Consider the following 14,204-nt stretch of genomic DNA (forward strand, 5'->3'; position numbering starts at 1 on the left):
GCACAGATCGCGGAACGATCCTGTCCGCTATTTGCGGGAGGCTCGGTCCATGACCGACGGACCTGGAACCTCCTGCTCCGAGAGCAGCTCGCTTGGCACTGGGCGAACCAGCTGCGCGATCGTCTCGACGGCCTCACCGACGACGAGTACTTCTGGGAGCCGGCGCCGGACTGCTGGAGCGTTCGCCCGCGTGGCACCGGCGCCGCACCGGTGCAGGCCGGGTCAGGCGCGATGACCATCGACTTCGCGATGCCGGAGCCAGACCCGTCGCCGTTCACGACGATCGCCTGGCGGCTCGGGCACGTGATCGTCGGTGTGCTCGCGGTGCGCAGCGCCGCGCACTTCGGTCGCGCGCCCACCGGCTACCAGTCGTTCGAGTACGCAGCGACCGCGGCCGAGGCGCTGGCCCAGCTCGATGCGGAGTACGCCATGTGGCTGGCTGGGGTGGAGTCTCTCGGTGAAACCGGCCTCGCGCCCCCGTGCGGGGAGGCGGAGGGGCCGCACGCCGAGCGTCCGTTGCCAGCGCTGGTGCTGCACATCAACCGCGAGCTGATCCACCACCTGTCCGAGGTCTGCCTGCTGCGCGACCTCTACTTGCACGCTAAACCGGCTGCGACTGGAGGTACCCGATGAGCCGCCACACTCAGATCACCTTCGACGCCCACGACCCTCGGGCGCTGTCGTCCTTCTGGCGCGACGTGCTGGGCTACGTCCACCCCAGCCCGCCCGGAGTCGACCTGCCCGAGGGCGCCGACCCGCTGGCCGCGTGGGACGACTTCCTCGCGCAGGCCGGCGTACCGGAGGAGCAGCGCAACACGAGGTCGGCCATCGAGGACCCGGACGGGCACGGCCCGCGGCTGTTTTTCCAGCAGGTGCCGGAGGACAAGGTCGCCAAAAACCGCGTACACCTGGACGTCCGTGCGGCTCCCGGACTGCAGGGGGAGGAGCGGATGGCGGCGCTGGAGGCCGAGTGCGACCGGCTCGTCGCGCTGGGAGCGATGCGGGTGCGTCGCTACGAGCCCGCTCCTCCGCTGGGCGGCGGGCACATCGTTATGGCCGATCCCGAGGGCAACGAGTTCTGCCTCGACTGATCAGCCGGCAACGCTACGCCAGGATGGAACCGAGCGCATCGGCGCGAAGAATGGGCGCGACGACCAATGGGTCGGGCTTGCGACGCCAATTATTGAGGCGTTGCGCGAGCACATTCGGGAATTCCCGCCGCTTCCCAGCGGGCACTTTTTGGCTACCTCTGCCGCAACGACGAAATCAAGCCATTGGCGACCGCCCTCGGTCCCTGAACGGTCGTCGCCGTGCGCATGGAGATGTTCAACACCTGGCAGTCCGCTCGGTGTCCGCCGGGTGTGGATCACGACGTGTGGCCGATCGACCTGCCCGCCGACGGCAATGCCGCAGCGTTCCGCAACGGGGGCAGACCAAGGGAGGGGCGTCGTGCGCGAACCCGCACACCGAGCCCAACCGGCGGGCTCTCCGACGCAGACCGAGCCCGCCGCGATCGCCGAGACGGTGCGAGCCCGCCGGTTAGCCTCAGTCCATCGTGGACCTTCACCGGTTGCGTCGTACCTGCGACTGACAGCTGACTGCGCTGATAGTGGCCGCTTCGATCTGAAGAGCGGACATCTCGCTCGCCCAGTTTGAGCGGGCGATCAGCGGTTTCGGCCCGACGCTGCCGCCGTTGTGGCCACCGGAGACCGGCGGCATCTTCGGCGAACTCCTGGACGAGCTGCTGGCAGCACCGAAAACCACTCACGGCGGATAGATAGCAGCCGAAACGTCAGCCCGGGCTACTCCCACCAGAAGGACCAGGTGCGACGGCCGCGGATCTCCTGGGCGTAGGCCCCGATGGTGCCCGTCTCCTGGATGATCCGGTCCGGGCAGAAGGTCCAGTGCTCCGCGGCGACCGCTGCGGCGTGTTCCGGGTCCTGCGGAGGCGCCGCCACGCTCAGGTCGAGCCGGTCCGGGCCGAGGCGCAACAAGCGCGCCCCGAAGCGCTCCTCCCAGCTGCGGGCCATCGCCGAAAGCCCCGCCGTCCGCGACACGTGGTTCGCCGCGCCGGACCAGCCCAACGCCGTCAGCACGTCCGCGCCGCGCTGAACCGGGACCAGCGCGAGCCGGGTGTCGGCGTCGATGAAGCGCGGCAACTGCTGGTTGGCCAGGACATCCGGGTCCGCCAGCAGGTTCCCGCCCCGCGCCGGCCCCGGGCACGCGTAGTCGAACGGGGCCAGCACTTCCAGGTCGTACGCGGGCCCCAGGTCGTCGTCGGCCTGCACCAGGCCGTCCCAGATGCGGACCATCACGTCGACGACCCGCCAGCGGTCGATGTGCTCGAGCGGTTCCGGCGGCACGACACCGACGGTGCACCGCTCCCCGTAGACCTCGTCGCTGTCGCACAGCAGCAGCGGCCACAGGCCGGTGAGGCGGTGCTCGGCTCGGAGGGCGGCGATCAGCTGCGGCACCGGGGCGGCGTCGCTGATCCAGCACAGCGGGGTGGGGTTGTCGCTGAGAGCGGTCTGCTCGGTCAGCACCTCACCTGGCGGTAGCGGGACGGAAACCGCTGCACTGGTGCCGAAAACAGCGGACAGGTCGGCAGGAGCCCCCGCTTGCCGGTCGTCTCGCAACACTTCACCGCCTCCTAGCCAAACGCCCCTCGTCGCGGACCACCTTAGAGGCAGGCCTGGACCTGTTTCCGCGGCGGTGCGCGCGCGAGGCCTAGGCGCGATCCGGCGAAAGGCCGGGGACGAGCACGATTCGCCCGGTCTCGGTGCCCCCGCCATGTGCAAGTCCAGGGCGCGCGCCGCGGATTCCAGCGGCAGCCGAGAGGCGACCAGGGGCCGCAACTGTCCACTGGCGACCATTCGGAGCAGCTCCGCGAGATCCGTCCGGAACTTCGGTGTTGGGCTTGACGTAGTACATGCGCATCCGGCGGCCGCCCGTGCGCCCGAACAGCCGCGCCAGCTCCCAGCCGGCGAGCCGCCGCCCCAGGCCGAGGTAGGGCAGCCACCATGGCCCGCCGTCGTGCAGCGTCGCCGAACTGCCGTAGGCGTGCAGGGAGCCGCCGGGCGCGAGGAGTCGCCACGACCGATCCAGGCTCGCCGGGCCGAGCGGGTCGAAGATCGCGTCCACGCCGCCGGGCGCGAGCTCCGCGACGCGGCTCCCGACGTCCTCGGTGCGGTGGTCGATCAGCTCCACCCCGATATCCCGCAGCGCTTCGTGCCGACGAACGGAGGCCGTTCCGATCACGCGGACCCCGGCGGCGACGCCGAGCTGGGCCAGCAGGATGCCGACCCCGCCGCCGACGCCGTGCACGAGCACCGTCTGTCCACGTCGGACTTTCGCCGCGCGGTGCAGCAACTGCCAGGCCGTGACGCCGTTGAGCACCACCGAGACCGCTGACTCGGCGTCGATGCCATCGGGCACGGGAACCAGTTCGCTGTCGCGCACGGGGCCGGAGGGGATCTCGGTTAACGCGATCGCGAAGCGGATGGGCATCACCGGCCCCGCGCTCTACCGGTACTTCGAGAACCGGGACGCGCTGCTGACGGATCTGATCGTGGACGCCTACCGGGACCTCGGCGACGCGATGGACGACGTAGTGCAGGCGAACCGGCGGAAGGCGCCCGCGACGAGGTTCCGCGAACTCGCCGCGCGGTTCCGGGCGTGGGCCCTGGAGCAGCCGCACCGGTACCTGCTGCTGTTCGGCACGCCCGTGCCGGGCTTCCGAGCCCCGGAACTCACCATCGACCTCGCCGACCGGGCGTTCCGGCCGCTCCTCGACGTGTTCGCGGACTTGGCCCCCGACGGCCAACCCGGGCAGCGCACGGTCCTGGATCGGCAGCTGACGGCCTGGCGCGAGCTGCGCGGCGGGCCGGCCGCACCGCCGGCTGTGCTGCAACGCGGGCTACGTGCGTGGTCGCGCATGCACGGCCTGGTCAGTCTGGAGGTGGGTGGGCAGTTCGTCGCCATGTGCGTCGATCCGGAGCCGTTGTTCCGGGCGGAGGTGGAGTCGATCCTCGCCCAGCCCTGGCAGTAGAGGCTGTTCACGAACTCGTTTGCCGGGAGGTTCTGGCGGCTGCCCTAGCGGGAGGGGTGTGGAGCTGCCTCCAAGTGGTTTTAAGCGAACGGCCTGCTCACGGCCGTAGATGGCGCGAATGGTCCGTTCGCTTCATCGACCTGACGCAGGTTCCGGGTTGCTGGGGTGAAGCGAACGGCCTGCTCACCTCGATAGGCGGCACGAATGGTCCGTTCGCTTCAGCCAGCTCATTCCCAACAGCCTCTGCAGCCCGGCCGACGCGCTCGCCGCGGGCGAGTGCGATTTCCACCGGGACGTCGGGGACCCCGAAGGGCGGGCATCGTGGACCTGCGGCGACGCGAGCTGTGCATGCCCCGTTCGCCTGACGGCGAGCAGCGGTCGTGCCCGCCGCCTACGCAGTCCGCTTGCCGCGATTTGCGGGTCAGTCCCCCTCGCGGGGACGGGGCGCCTCGATCGAGCAATCGCCGCCCGGGTACACCAGGCCTTCGTGGCCGTCCCTGAACCGCACCTTGTACGGCGGGGCGCCGTCCTCGCCGAGGACTTCCAGGATCTCGGCGAGCTTGTCGGCCTCGTCGATGTGCCTGCTGTGCACGTGCAGTTGGTCGCCTACAGCTGCTTTCATCACCCATCACCTCCGCGGTCCCAGACTAGATGACCGAGGCCACACCGCGCATCGGGTGAGTCGCGGAGGTGAAGGACCGCTTCGTCAGTTGCCGATCTGCGAGCAGGTGGTGGTCACCTGCCGGTACTTCTCGAGCTGGGTGCTGGTCCACTCCGCGCTCGACTCCAGCGTGATCTCGCCGGAGGCGACCTGCTGCACGGACTGCTGGACGTCGATCAGGTTCTGCCGCAGCGTCTGGTCGGCCGTCTGCTCGACCAGCTGGCGCAGTTCCTCGGCTTTTGCTTGCGCGTCGGCCTGCGCCTGCTTCGGGTCGGCGAAGTTGGGCATGAAGCTCGCGACGTTGATCGCCCGCAGGCAGGCCGACGCCGCGTCCAGGTTGTCCTGCGCCTGCCGGAGCTGCTCGTCGGCATTCTGCAGGTTCTGCCGGGCTTCCTGGACTTCGCCGCACGCGGCGAGGCCGAACAGCAGCGGCAACGACAGCGCTGACACCACGAACCGCTTTCGAGCTCGCATCTTCCCTCCGGGGCTTCGGGCGGCGCCGGTGTGATTGCCGCTCTTGTACCCTATCGGCCCCGGAACGAGTGATGGGCGAAATGTCGCATCCTGTGGCGCCCGACGTCGCGATTCGAAGTGAACGGCCTGTTCGTGCCACCTGAGAGTCCCTTGCGTTTTCGACGAAAACGGCTGAACCGAAGTACCAAATGCAGTCTCGATCGCCGCAGTTCGTCCGCCACGCCATCTCGGCGTAACCGATCGGTCGCGGACGGTAGTGGGCGTAATTTTGCAACAGACTCCTGACTGCGCGAACGGTCCGTTCCGCTCCCACCCAGGGAGGCTCGCGCCGGGTCAGGACGGGGCGAGCCAGGCCGTGATCTCGTGCGGCAGGTCGAACTGGGAGAGCCATGGGGTCGCGCCGATGCGGTAGAGGGCGACCGCGCTCAGCACCACGGCGGCGATCGTCAGGCCCGGGCCGACCAGCACCATCTCCACCTTGCCGCCGGTCCTCATCCGCAGCGCCTTCGGCGGGGCGACCGGGTACCAGGTCATGCCGCTCAGCGGCACCGGCCAGAGCATCGGGCAACCCTGCTCGGTGATCGCGTCGCCGATAAAGTGCGCGATGCAGCCGATCATCACCGCCACCCCGAAGGCTGCGGCGTTGGTGGGCTGGTCGTCGGCCCAGGCCCAGCAGGCGATGGTGAGCAGCACCGAGGCGACGGTGATTAGCAGCGCGTCCTTGCCGGAGGACCAGGTGTGCAGCAGCCCGCGGACCGCGAGCCCGGCAAAGAAGAACATCAGCACGCCGAGCGCGGCGCCCTCGCTGGTCTGCATGATCGCCGTGGTGATCAGCCCGGCGAGCAGCGCGAAGATGACGGTGTGGGTGAAGCCGCGGTGGGTGCCTTCCCGGTCGCTGTCGTGTTTGGTGCGGGTCAGGCGGTAGATGAAGCCGCTGAAGCTGCTGATGCCTGCCGATGCGCCGCGCGAGACCGGGCCGAAAGTGCTGGCCACCGTCGACTTGGGGTGGTCGATGTCGGGCAGCAATGCGGCCCCGGCGGAAAGCGTTGCGCCGACCACCCAGGTCTTCGGGGATAATTGCCCCATCGCGTGCGTGTCGGCCAGGGCGGTCACTGCCGCCCAAGCGACGACACCACTCATCGCGTGTGTCGGTCCGGTCGCCACGGGCCCCTCCAAGTTCGGCCAACCAAAGATCGCTCGATCAGGTGTCGAGCCTAGAAGATCACGCCACGGGTTCGGCATCACGAACTAGTGGCGCATCGCGCGTCCGCGCGGGTGGTGGTGGGCGACGGAGACAGGGCACAATCGAGGCTGATAGCAGTACGCTTGTACCGCTTGCATTCTCGCGAGAGGAGCACCCCGCCACATGAGCAAGATCAAGGTCCAGGGCACCGTAGCCGAGCTCGACGGCGATGAGATGACCCGGATCATCTGGTCCTTCATCAAGGACAAGCTGATCCACCCGTACCTGGACATCAACCTCGACTACTACGACCTCGGCATCGAGCACCGGGACGCCACCGACGACCAGGTCACGGTCGACGCGGCCAACGCCATCGCCAAGCACGGCGTCGGCGTGAAGTGCGCCACCATCACCCCGGACGAAGCCCGCGTGGAGGAGTTCGGTCTGAAGAAGATGTGGCGGAGCCCGAACGGGACGATCCGCAACATCCTCGGCGGCGTCATCTTCCGCGAGCCGATCGTGATCTCCAACATCCCGCGCTACGTGCCGACCTGGACGAAGCCGATCGTCATCGGCCGTCACGCGCACGGCGACCAGTACAAGGCCACCGATTTCAAGGTCCCCGGCCCGGGCACCGTCACCGTCACCTTCACCCCGGAGGACGGTGGCGAGCCGATCGAGTTCGAGGTCGCCAAGTTCGGTGCGGACGGCGGCGTCGCGATGGCGATGTACAACTACCGCAAGTCCATCGAGGAGTTCGCGCGCGCATCTCTTCGCTACGGGCTCGAGCGCGGCTACCCGGTCTACATGTCGACCAAGAACACGATCCTCAAGGCCTACGACGGCATGTTCAAGGACGTGTTCCAGGAGATCTTCGACAACGAGTACAAGGCCGAGTTCGACGCCAAGGGCATCACCTACGAGCACCGGCTGATCGATGACATGGTCGCCAGCGCTCTGAAGTGGGAGGGCGGCTACGTCTGGGCCTGCAAGAACTACGACGGTGACGTGCAGTCCGACACCGTGGCGCAGGGCTTCGGCTCGCTGGGCCTGATGACCTCGGTCCTGATGACCGCCGACGGCAAGGTGGAGGCCGAGGCCGCACACGGCACGGTGACCCGCCACTACCGCCAGCACCAGCAGGGCAAGCCGACCTCGACGAACCCGATCGCGTCGATCTTCGCCTGGACCCGGGGCCTGCAGCACCGCGGCAACCTGGACTCGACCCCGGAGGTCGTCGGCTTCGCCGACACCCTGGAGAAGGTCGTCATCGAGACCGTAGAAAGCGGCAAGATGACCAAGGACCTGGCGCTGCTCGTCGGCGGCGATCAGGCGTTCCAGACCACCGAGGAGTTCCTCGCGGCGCTGGACGAGAACCTCCAGAAGAAGATGGCCGACCGCTGATCTTCGGAACCTGGTGAGAACGCCGTCCCCCTCGCGGGGGGCGGCGTCTCGCCTTTTCCGGGTGTCAGGGGGCGAAGGCGCAGAATTCGTTGCCCTCGGGGCGGCGAGGATGTCCCAGTCGATCTCGGGCGTCGCGGGCGCGGCCCGGGGCGGCGCCCAAGGCGAGCCATCGCGGTCGCCGATGACGTCCAGGTGCTTCCGGTTCTTGCCGCTCATCGGTTCCGGCACCGCGTTGAGCCAGATCAGCAGCCCGACGCCGGCCGGGTCGACGATCGGCACCGGCCACTCGGCGGGGCGTTCCGCGGTGCCGGTCTGCTGGTCCCGGCGGACCTAGTCGAGCGCCCTGCACCACCAGTCCGCCTGCGTCTGGTCGTGCAGCGTGTCCAACGCGAGGTCCTTGAATCGTGCGGTCATTCGAGCGGTTCAACCGGGCTACAGCCCGCGCTCGAACGCCGGGCGGGCGACACCCGAGGTGTTGAACCGGGCGTGCCGACGGGTGCTCCGGGTTCCGTCGCCACTTCCGGCGTCGGACGCTGTGTCCTGGACGACCGTGGTCGACCAGGGAGGTATGCCATGTTCCTGCTGCCCCGCTCGTTGCTGCTCATCGGCGCCGGTGTCCTCGGGGTGAGCTACTTGATCGGCACCGGACAGGCCGGCAGCGGATTCGGCGGACCCGAGCCGTGCACCTTCCGGGTCACCGCCGACGTGCTCAACGTCCGCTCCGGTCCCAGCTCCGTGAATGCCCGGGTGGGCGAGCTGCGCCAGGGCGCGGAGGTGGCCGCGACGCCCAACGTGGTCGGCGGCTTCCGCGATCTCGGCGACGCGCGCTGGGCCGCCACCGAGTTCTTGGCCACAGCGCCGGACAGCACCTGCGGCCCCTGACGGAACCCGCGGCGGCCGCGCATCGTTCACCCCATGACACGTGTTCGCGCTGACGGGGAGAGCCGATGCCGTACCAGTACAAGGTCGTGGAGCTCCGCGAGAAGTGGCTCGGCGGCAAGATGTCCGGCGACAAGCTGGAGCGAGTCCTCAACGACCACGCCGCCGACGGTTGACAGCTGAAGGCGATCACCGGTGCGGACGTCAAGGGCCGGCTGGGCCCGGGTGGCGTCGAGGGGCTGCTGGTCACCTTCGAGCGCCAGGTGTGAGGGCGGGGTGGTGGACGGCCGAGCTGGGGGCTCCGCTAAGCTGGTGCCTGCAAGCGGCCGAGCCGCTCGGCGCGATTAGCTCAGCGGGAGAGCACTACCTTGACACGGTAGGGGTCACTGGTTCAATCCCAGTATCGCGCACCGAAATCGCAGTTCGGAGCCCCCTTTCGACGCCACGTCGACGGGGGCTTTCGGTTCTCCGGACGGGGACAAGTGTCCATTGTGGACTTCGAGGACGTCGGGCTCGCGGAACGTAAGTTTGTCCGGCTCTCACGATGGCAGGCCGCATTCGGCTGACTGCGTTGGTTCAGGCCGGACGAGCCGCGGCCGGACCGCCGGCGCAGCACGGGCTCATGACGCGGGCGCGGCGTTGCGAAAATCTTCGCCAAGAAGCACGGTTGCCCCGCATTCGGTTCTGTTGGGCGGTAGCAAAGTGGATGGAGTTCTACATCTACGACGTCCACCGGTCGCTCGGGGTGATCACGTCGGAGACTTCCCTCGCGGCGAAGACGCACTCGTTCCAGCCCGCTGTGGCGCGACCACGGCGGGCGCGTAGGCCGGGCTGCGCTCCTTCGACCTGCTGGGCCGGGGCTTCTCGGCATCCGGTATTCCTGATGACCTTTTCGGCTTCGGCCCGACCGCATCACCCCTCGGTCGGGTGTCCACTGGGGACCTGGGCCGCGCGGTGGCTCCTGTCGGTCGTGGACGAGGTGTTGCGCCCGATGTCTTAACCTGAAATGAAAGTCAATTTTCTCAGTTTTGGTCCGTTGCCGAAACGGTTCCATTGAGGACTGTTATCCGCTTTGATCTAGTTGTCGTTACCGAATTCACTGATCGACCACTCATTATAGTGACCCGGTGCGAACTTTCATTCCGGTGCTGGTAGAGATCCATATCGGATGGTCGGAAAACCGATCGCCATTCCCGAAAAACATTCTGTATGGAGGGGTAGTAATGAAGCGTGCTCGCTGGATGCTGGGTGCCCTCGGTGCCTTGGCGGCGGTTTCCCTCGTGCCGGCCGGTGCCCAGGCTGCGTCGGCTCCTTCCCCCATTGGATTCAGCACGGAGATCACCAGCGCGGTCGACGGTTCCCGCTGGGCCGACTTCGGTGGCGACCCGGTGATCAAGGCTGCCCCGTTCGGCGTGTTCGGTGACGCTGACAAGTGGGTCGTGTCGAACCAGTACGACGGCAGCGTGACCATCCGGAACCAGCAGACGAACCGGTGCGCGCAGGCCAACCTGCAGTGGGGGCCGGAGGTCCTCGCCGTGCCGTGCCTGCCCGGAAGTCCGAGCCAGCGCTGGGTCTTGGAGGAGCGCGCGGCCGGTTACGTCATCAGCCCGCGGGCGACGCCGGACCTGGCGGTGTCCGTGGATCAGCCGAACTCCCCCGCGGGGAGCTGGCTGAAGCTCGAACCGCGCTGGGACCTGAACGGGTCCAGCACCGCCAAGTCCGGGCACGTCTTCCGGTTCGGCTTCTGATCTGATCACGGTGGCCCCGTTGGGGCCGGAGAAGTGCAGCGGCCCGCTGGTCCGACGAGCAGTCGTCGGACCAGCGGGCTTCTTCATGCTCGAATCGGCGAAAGCCGTATCGCCCAACGGTGATCACTACATGGTGTGATCACCGAAGTTTTACTTGCCACCGAATGTCGTTTCACCGGTAGATTTCTGGTGCCCCTTTTCGGGGGTGTGGATTCCGCGAAACCCGAAGGCGATGTGCATTTCCAGTATCGCTGCGGGGATCAGGAACAGTGCGGAAATAGTCGGTCTACGAAGGGAATCAGTTGATGCGTACTGCGAAGCGCGTGCTCGCTGCCGCCGCTGTGGGGATGCCGCTGCTGCTCGGGGTGTCGGGTACGGCTCTGGCCGCGCAGGGGAACGGGCACCCGGTGAAGGCTTCCTGGATCGTGAAGGAGACCCAGGAGCAGAGCGCGCAGAACCACACGGTGCAGAACAACATCAACGTCTCGCCCATCACGCAGATCAGCCACAACAGCAAGGGCGAGCAGGCGGCGATGACCTTTACCCAGCAGAACAACGTCAACGGCACCGAGCAGACCGAGGGCGAGATGGACATCGACGACTAGGGTCGGCTCAGGCGCACGATCAGTGGTGGCGGATATGAAGGAACATTAAAAGAGCTTGGCCCGGCGAGGGAATCGCCGGGCCAAGCCCTTTCATGGTGCGGTTGAACCGCGGCAGCGAGGGGGCCGCTGCCGTCAGTCCTCGTCCGCTTGCCAGGCCGCCGCGCTCTGGTCGGTGTCGGCGTCGTTGTCCTGGTTGCTCCAGCTCACCGAGTTCGCCTCGCCGCTACCGACGTTGAACGTGTACTGCGTCGGCTTGTTGAGGTTGGCCTGCTCGGTGTTGGCGTCCTGGTCCTGGTTCTGGAGCTGGTTGTCGGAGATGGTCGGCCATCCCTTGTGGTGGCCGCCGTCGGCGAGCGCCATTCCCGGAGCGCCGAGCAGGATGGGAAGGCCCAGGGCGGTAGCAGCGATGACGCGCTTGGCAGAACGCATAACGAATATTCCCCTTCGTACTGATTTGTCGAATGACACCGCAGGAATCGTCGGCCGCCTTTGTCGGGTCGAATGGCGGTGGATTCCCATCGGGTTTTGAAACCCTGCCGTAGCGGGGTCCCCTAAAACATAGCGCTGCCCGATCTTCCCGCAACCTCAGATTTCGGTTGCTCACCTCATCTGATGATCTCCATCGGTATATGCACGGTGCGGCGCACCGGATGAGGATCTTCTTCCGGGGCAACACGCTGCGTTGTGCAGCAGTTCGTCGTACGGCGGCACCGGAAACGATCACGCGTTCGGCGACCGCAGCCCGTTTGGTGTCGGATCGTGACTACGTTCCGTTCGTCGCCCGTGCGCTGCATTCGATTTGCGGATGATCGACACCGAAGCGCCGAGTCGAACTCAATTAGTGGACGAATCTACGTGAAATTCCGTCGCTTATCGTCGGGCTGAAACGCTGGCGAGTTAATGGGAGCTACCCGGCGTCGTCAGGTGCCTGGTTCCGTCGCCGGGTCGGATCGTCGCCTACAGTCGACGTAGATCTTCCGGGGACGAATCAGGGGCTCATTGGTGGCTGGTGGTGATGATCAGCGCTTCGAGGGAATCCGATCGGTGATCGTTTCCGGCTCACACGGAGAGGTCGTTCCGGGTGCGGTAAGGAAGACGGGGGTTTCCATTCCGGCCAGGACGGAGGATGCACGAAATGACCGAATCTCGGTTGCTCGGCCGCGGTGTCGTCGGCGTTTTCTTCGCTGCGGTGGTGCTGGTTCCAGGGCTTGCCGCGGCCGCGTCCGGCGAAGACGCGGAACAGAGCACGCTCAAACTGACGGTGACGGAGTCCCAGGAGTCCCGGACTGTCACCCTGAACTGCGACCCGGCGAGCGGGGACCACCCGCGGGCGTCCGTCGCATGTGACGAATTGCACCAGGTTGAAGGGAAGTTCGAGCGGTTGGACCCGGGGCAGCCGAAGAACTGCACCAAGGAAAGCCGGCAGACCACCGCATCCGCGGAGGGGACCTGGCGCGGCCAACCGGTCGGCTACCAGGTATTGCTGGCCAATCCCTGCGAGCTGAAGGCCGCGACCGGTTCGGTATTCGCCTTCTGAGCGCACGAATCGCCGAGCGCCGACCGGTCGGGACATCTGCCGGAGCGCGCTTCTGATGTCTTCGCCACACCCCATGGATTGCCGAAAGACGGGGAGTGCAGCGTAAAAGTCGCCGCCCGTGGTCCATATGCGCACGCCGCGCGGCGGAACCAAGGCGGGATCGCATGTTGGAGGGTGCGACTCTGGCCCTCAGGTCCGCCTGCGCCGCACTCTCGCAGTGGCTTCACCGGCTCCTCGGTGAAGCCACTGATCCATTTCCGGGATCGGGTGGTCGCGGCACTACGGATGAGCACGGCAAAACAAGTCGGGGAGCGGGACTGTTCCCGCTCCCCGAGATGATTCCGGCACCTGTCCTAGCAGTGTCCAGTGATGGTGCGGTCGACGACGACCGTGGGACCCGTCGTCACGACGAGCCGGGAGCTTCCGTTGTTGGCGACGGTGACGCTGTTGATCGACACGCCGCCACCGCTGACTGAGCCGCTGGCCCGCACGTTTCCGTCCACTGCCACGGAGTACGCAACCGTCTGACGGTCATTGGTCGCGCTCCGGAATGCCAGCCGCACCGTGGTGAGATTCTGCTGTACCGCAGCATCTTTCAGCACTTTCCCAATGATGGGCAGGTCTGCGGTGCGCAGGCACTGGGCTTCGCCCACCTCCACGTGCAGCGGTGGTCCGGCCCAGGCGGTTGCGGCTGCCACCGAGGCCCCGGTGGTCAGCGTCCCGAGCGCGGCCAGCACGACCGCCGTCTTGCGGCGAATTTCCATGACTTGCCTCCTGAAACGACGTTCGTGGCGGAATCAGCAAAAAGGCTAGGGGTGGCTCGTGCGATGTGCGCGCGGGCGGCTCTTTGTTGATCCAAACGGGCGAACAGACTCGACCAGTTCACACTGATCGGGTTGCGTAAAATCCTTATTGAGCAGTGGTTTTCGAGTCTCTACTTGATCATTTTGTGATCGGGATCGCGGGATTCTACGTCCTGATCCTTTTGTCGGCAGTCGCATTTGCCTCATCTGATCAGTTGAGTTGTCCGAAGTAGAGTCCGACGCTGCGTAGTCGTGCATCCGCAAGAGTGGCGAGTGATTCTCTTTGGTGTGGCCCGACATGCCGGACCCCCATATCGATGGCAACGTTTCTCTTGCCGGTCGGCGCACCCCCCAATCCCGAAATTCCGGGAACAAGCCGGCTCGGCAATGTCCGAACATGGATGGGAGCTAAGTAATGCGTACTTCGATTCGTCTTCTCGGTGTTACCGCTGCCGCAGCCGCGATGCTGGCGATGGGCTCGCCTGCCTTTGCTGGCGGGCACGGCAAGGGTCACGAGAAGGACGACCACTCGGTGACCTCCTCCGAGGCCCACGGCGGCAACGGCAAGGGTGGCAACGGTGGCATCGGCGTGAACCTCATCTGCGGCATCGGTGTCGGTGTCCTGGGCAAGGGTGAGGGGTCCTGCTCGGCCGGTAACGGCGGCAACGGCGTCGGCGGCGACGCCGAAGCCACTTCGTACGACGAGGACTGACGCCCAACCCGGGCACCGGCAGCCCGGAGCGTCGAGTTGAGAGCGTGCCGACCGGACTCCGGGTCGACGTGCTCGTCGGCGACGACCGGGATCTTGCGGCCGGTCAGCGGGAGCTCGATCTCGGTGCCGACGAGGTGCTTGTAGCGCTCG

Annotated in this window: 18 protein-coding genes and 1 tRNA gene; 12 read left to right on the forward strand and 7 right to left on the reverse strand. The window is 66.9% G+C overall.

The window, feature by feature from the left end; translation table 11 throughout:
- Window positions 1–6 precede the first annotated feature (6 nt).
- Both ACWDKQ_RS10700 and ACWDKQ_RS10705 read left to right on the forward strand, forming a co-directional pair.
- On the forward strand, window positions 7–633 hold the full coding sequence (locus ACWDKQ_RS10700) for a DinB family protein (RefSeq protein ID WP_450138535.1): 627 nt from the start codon (window positions 7–9) through the stop codon (window positions 631–633).
- A complete protein-coding gene (locus tag ACWDKQ_RS10705; protein WP_450138512.1) occupies window positions 630–1,091 on the forward strand; it encodes a VOC family protein in 462 nt (153 codons plus the stop codon). The genes ACWDKQ_RS10700 and ACWDKQ_RS10705 overlap by 4 nt, the downstream gene beginning before the upstream one ends.
- A gap of 711 nt (window positions 1,092–1,802) precedes the next feature.
- Here the strand turns inward: ACWDKQ_RS10705 and ACWDKQ_RS10710 are convergent.
- On the reverse strand, window positions 1,803–2,639 hold the full coding sequence (locus ACWDKQ_RS10710; protein ID WP_450138513.1) for a DUF4253 domain-containing protein: 837 nt from the start codon (window positions 2,637–2,639) through the stop codon (window positions 1,803–1,805).
- Between the two features lie 88 nt (window positions 2,640–2,727).
- Window positions 2,728–3,507, reverse strand: a complete 780-nt coding sequence (locus ACWDKQ_RS10715; protein WP_450138514.1) for a zinc-binding dehydrogenase — start codon at window positions 3,505–3,507, stop codon at window positions 2,728–2,730.
- On the opposite strand from ACWDKQ_RS10715, the gene ACWDKQ_RS10720 reads away from it, so the two are divergent.
- The gene (locus ACWDKQ_RS10720) at window positions 3,500–4,048 is read left to right on the forward strand and encodes a TetR-like C-terminal domain-containing protein (RefSeq protein WP_450138515.1); all 549 of its coding nucleotides are present in this window, start codon (window positions 3,500–3,502) and stop codon (window positions 4,046–4,048) included. The genes ACWDKQ_RS10715 and ACWDKQ_RS10720 overlap by 8 nt on opposite strands.
- Before the next feature lie 421 nt (window positions 4,049–4,469).
- On the opposite strand, the gene ACWDKQ_RS10725 is transcribed toward ACWDKQ_RS10720, so the two are convergent.
- The 3 genes from ACWDKQ_RS10725 to ACWDKQ_RS10735 form a co-directional block, all read right to left on the reverse strand.
- On the reverse strand, window positions 4,470–4,670 hold the full coding sequence (locus ACWDKQ_RS10725; protein ID WP_450138516.1) for a DUF1918 domain-containing protein: 201 nt from the start codon (window positions 4,668–4,670) through the stop codon (window positions 4,470–4,472).
- Window positions 4,671–4,754: 84 nt separating this feature from the next.
- Entirely contained in the window at window positions 4,755–5,183 is a 429-nt protein-coding gene (locus ACWDKQ_RS10730; protein WP_450138517.1) for a hypothetical protein, read from the reverse strand.
- A gap of 333 nt (window positions 5,184–5,516) precedes the next feature.
- Window positions 5,517–6,347: a metal-dependent hydrolase gene (locus ACWDKQ_RS10735; RefSeq protein WP_450138518.1), complete on the reverse strand. Its 831-nt coding sequence runs from the start codon at window positions 6,345–6,347 to the stop codon at window positions 5,517–5,519.
- A 202-nt stretch (window positions 6,348–6,549) separates the two neighbouring features.
- Between ACWDKQ_RS10735 and ACWDKQ_RS10740 the strand changes: the two genes are divergently transcribed.
- The 7 genes from ACWDKQ_RS10740 to ACWDKQ_RS10770 all read left to right on the forward strand — a co-directional run bounded on the left by ACWDKQ_RS10740 (window position 6,550) and on the right by ACWDKQ_RS10770 (window position 11,002).
- Complete coding sequence (locus tag ACWDKQ_RS10740; RefSeq protein WP_450138519.1) at window positions 6,550–7,770, forward strand: NADP-dependent isocitrate dehydrogenase; 1,221 nt, start codon at window positions 6,550–6,552, stop codon at window positions 7,768–7,770.
- Window positions 7,771–7,879: 109 nt separating this feature from the next.
- Window positions 7,880–8,104: a hypothetical protein gene (locus ACWDKQ_RS10745; protein WP_450138520.1), complete on the forward strand. Its 225-nt coding sequence runs from the start codon at window positions 7,880–7,882 to the stop codon at window positions 8,102–8,104.
- A 239-nt stretch (window positions 8,105–8,343) separates the two neighbouring features.
- Window positions 8,344–8,652, forward strand: a complete 309-nt coding sequence (locus tag ACWDKQ_RS10750) for an SH3 domain-containing protein (protein WP_450138521.1) — start codon at window positions 8,344–8,346, stop codon at window positions 8,650–8,652.
- A gap of 65 nt (window positions 8,653–8,717) precedes the next feature.
- A complete protein-coding gene (locus ACWDKQ_RS10755) occupies window positions 8,718–8,825 on the forward strand; it encodes a DUF4177 domain-containing protein (RefSeq protein ID WP_450138522.1) in 108 nt (35 codons plus the stop codon).
- Between the two features lie 162 nt (window positions 8,826–8,987).
- Window positions 8,988–9,059, forward strand: a tRNA-Val gene (locus ACWDKQ_RS10760).
- A gap of 813 nt (window positions 9,060–9,872) precedes the next feature.
- Window positions 9,873–10,397, forward strand: coding sequence for an RICIN domain-containing protein (locus tag ACWDKQ_RS10765; protein ID WP_450138523.1), 525 nt, complete (start codon window positions 9,873–9,875; stop codon window positions 10,395–10,397).
- A gap of 305 nt (window positions 10,398–10,702) precedes the next feature.
- Window positions 10,703–11,002: a hypothetical protein gene (locus ACWDKQ_RS10770; protein ID WP_450138524.1), complete on the forward strand. Its 300-nt coding sequence runs from the start codon at window positions 10,703–10,705 to the stop codon at window positions 11,000–11,002.
- Window positions 11,003–11,134: 132 nt separating this feature from the next.
- Here ACWDKQ_RS10770 and ACWDKQ_RS10775 read toward each other — a convergent pair whose 3' ends face one another.
- Window positions 11,135–11,431, reverse strand: coding sequence for a hypothetical protein (locus tag ACWDKQ_RS10775; RefSeq protein WP_450138525.1), 297 nt, complete (start codon window positions 11,429–11,431; stop codon window positions 11,135–11,137).
- Between the two features lie 706 nt (window positions 11,432–12,137).
- Between ACWDKQ_RS10775 and ACWDKQ_RS10780 the strand changes: the two genes are divergently transcribed.
- Window positions 12,138–12,539, forward strand: a complete 402-nt coding sequence (locus ACWDKQ_RS10780) for an SSI family serine proteinase inhibitor (protein ID WP_450138526.1) — start codon at window positions 12,138–12,140, stop codon at window positions 12,537–12,539.
- 353 nt (window positions 12,540–12,892) lie between these two features.
- On the opposite strand, the gene ACWDKQ_RS10785 is transcribed toward ACWDKQ_RS10780, so the two are convergent.
- A complete protein-coding gene (locus ACWDKQ_RS10785; RefSeq protein WP_450138527.1) occupies window positions 12,893–13,303 on the reverse strand; it encodes a hypothetical protein in 411 nt (136 codons plus the stop codon).
- 454 nt (window positions 13,304–13,757) lie between these two features.
- Between ACWDKQ_RS10785 and ACWDKQ_RS10790 the strand changes: the two genes are divergently transcribed.
- A complete protein-coding gene (locus ACWDKQ_RS10790) occupies window positions 13,758–14,054 on the forward strand; it encodes a hypothetical protein (RefSeq protein WP_450138528.1) in 297 nt (98 codons plus the stop codon).
- Window positions 14,055–14,204 lie beyond the last annotated feature (150 nt).

This window comes from Saccharopolyspora sp. NPDC000995 (assembly GCF_053599315.1).

Bases quoted from the DNA above. Each gene is read 5' to 3' on its own strand.
- ACWDKQ_RS10705 (WP_450138512.1), top strand. From the start codon at position 630: ATGAGCCGCCACACTCAGATCACCTTCGACGCCCACGACCCTCGGGCG.
- ACWDKQ_RS10720 (WP_450138515.1), top strand. From the start codon at position 3,500: ATGGGCATCACCGGCCCCGCGCTCTACCGGTACTTCGAGAACCGGGAC.
- ACWDKQ_RS10715 (WP_450138514.1), bottom strand. From the start codon at position 3,507: ATGCCCATCCGCTTCGCGATCGCGTTAACCGAGATCCCCTCCGGCCCC.
- ACWDKQ_RS10725 (WP_450138516.1), bottom strand. From the start codon at position 4,670: ATGAAAGCAGCTGTAGGCGACCAACTGCACGTGCACAGCAGGCACATC.
- ACWDKQ_RS10730 (WP_450138517.1), bottom strand. From the start codon at position 5,183: ATGCGAGCTCGAAAGCGGTTCGTGGTGTCAGCGCTGTCGTTGCCGCTG.
- ACWDKQ_RS10740 (WP_450138519.1), top strand. From the start codon at position 6,550: ATGAGCAAGATCAAGGTCCAGGGCACCGTAGCCGAGCTCGACGGCGAT.
- ACWDKQ_RS10745 (WP_450138520.1), top strand. From the start codon at position 7,880: ATGTCCCAGTCGATCTCGGGCGTCGCGGGCGCGGCCCGGGGCGGCGCC.
- ACWDKQ_RS10750 (WP_450138521.1), top strand. From the start codon at position 8,344: ATGTTCCTGCTGCCCCGCTCGTTGCTGCTCATCGGCGCCGGTGTCCTC.
- ACWDKQ_RS10755 (WP_450138522.1), top strand. From the start codon at position 8,718: ATGCCGTACCAGTACAAGGTCGTGGAGCTCCGCGAGAAGTGGCTCGGC.
- ACWDKQ_RS10765 (WP_450138523.1), top strand. From the start codon at position 9,873: ATGAAGCGTGCTCGCTGGATGCTGGGTGCCCTCGGTGCCTTGGCGGCG.
- ACWDKQ_RS10770 (WP_450138524.1), top strand. From the start codon at position 10,703: ATGCGTACTGCGAAGCGCGTGCTCGCTGCCGCCGCTGTGGGGATGCCG.
- ACWDKQ_RS10775 (WP_450138525.1), bottom strand. From the start codon at position 11,431: ATGCGTTCTGCCAAGCGCGTCATCGCTGCTACCGCCCTGGGCCTTCCC.
- ACWDKQ_RS10780 (WP_450138526.1), top strand. From the start codon at position 12,138: ATGACCGAATCTCGGTTGCTCGGCCGCGGTGTCGTCGGCGTTTTCTTC.
- ACWDKQ_RS10785 (WP_450138527.1), bottom strand. From the start codon at position 13,303: ATGGAAATTCGCCGCAAGACGGCGGTCGTGCTGGCCGCGCTCGGGACG.
- ACWDKQ_RS10790 (WP_450138528.1), top strand. From the start codon at position 13,758: ATGCGTACTTCGATTCGTCTTCTCGGTGTTACCGCTGCCGCAGCCGCG.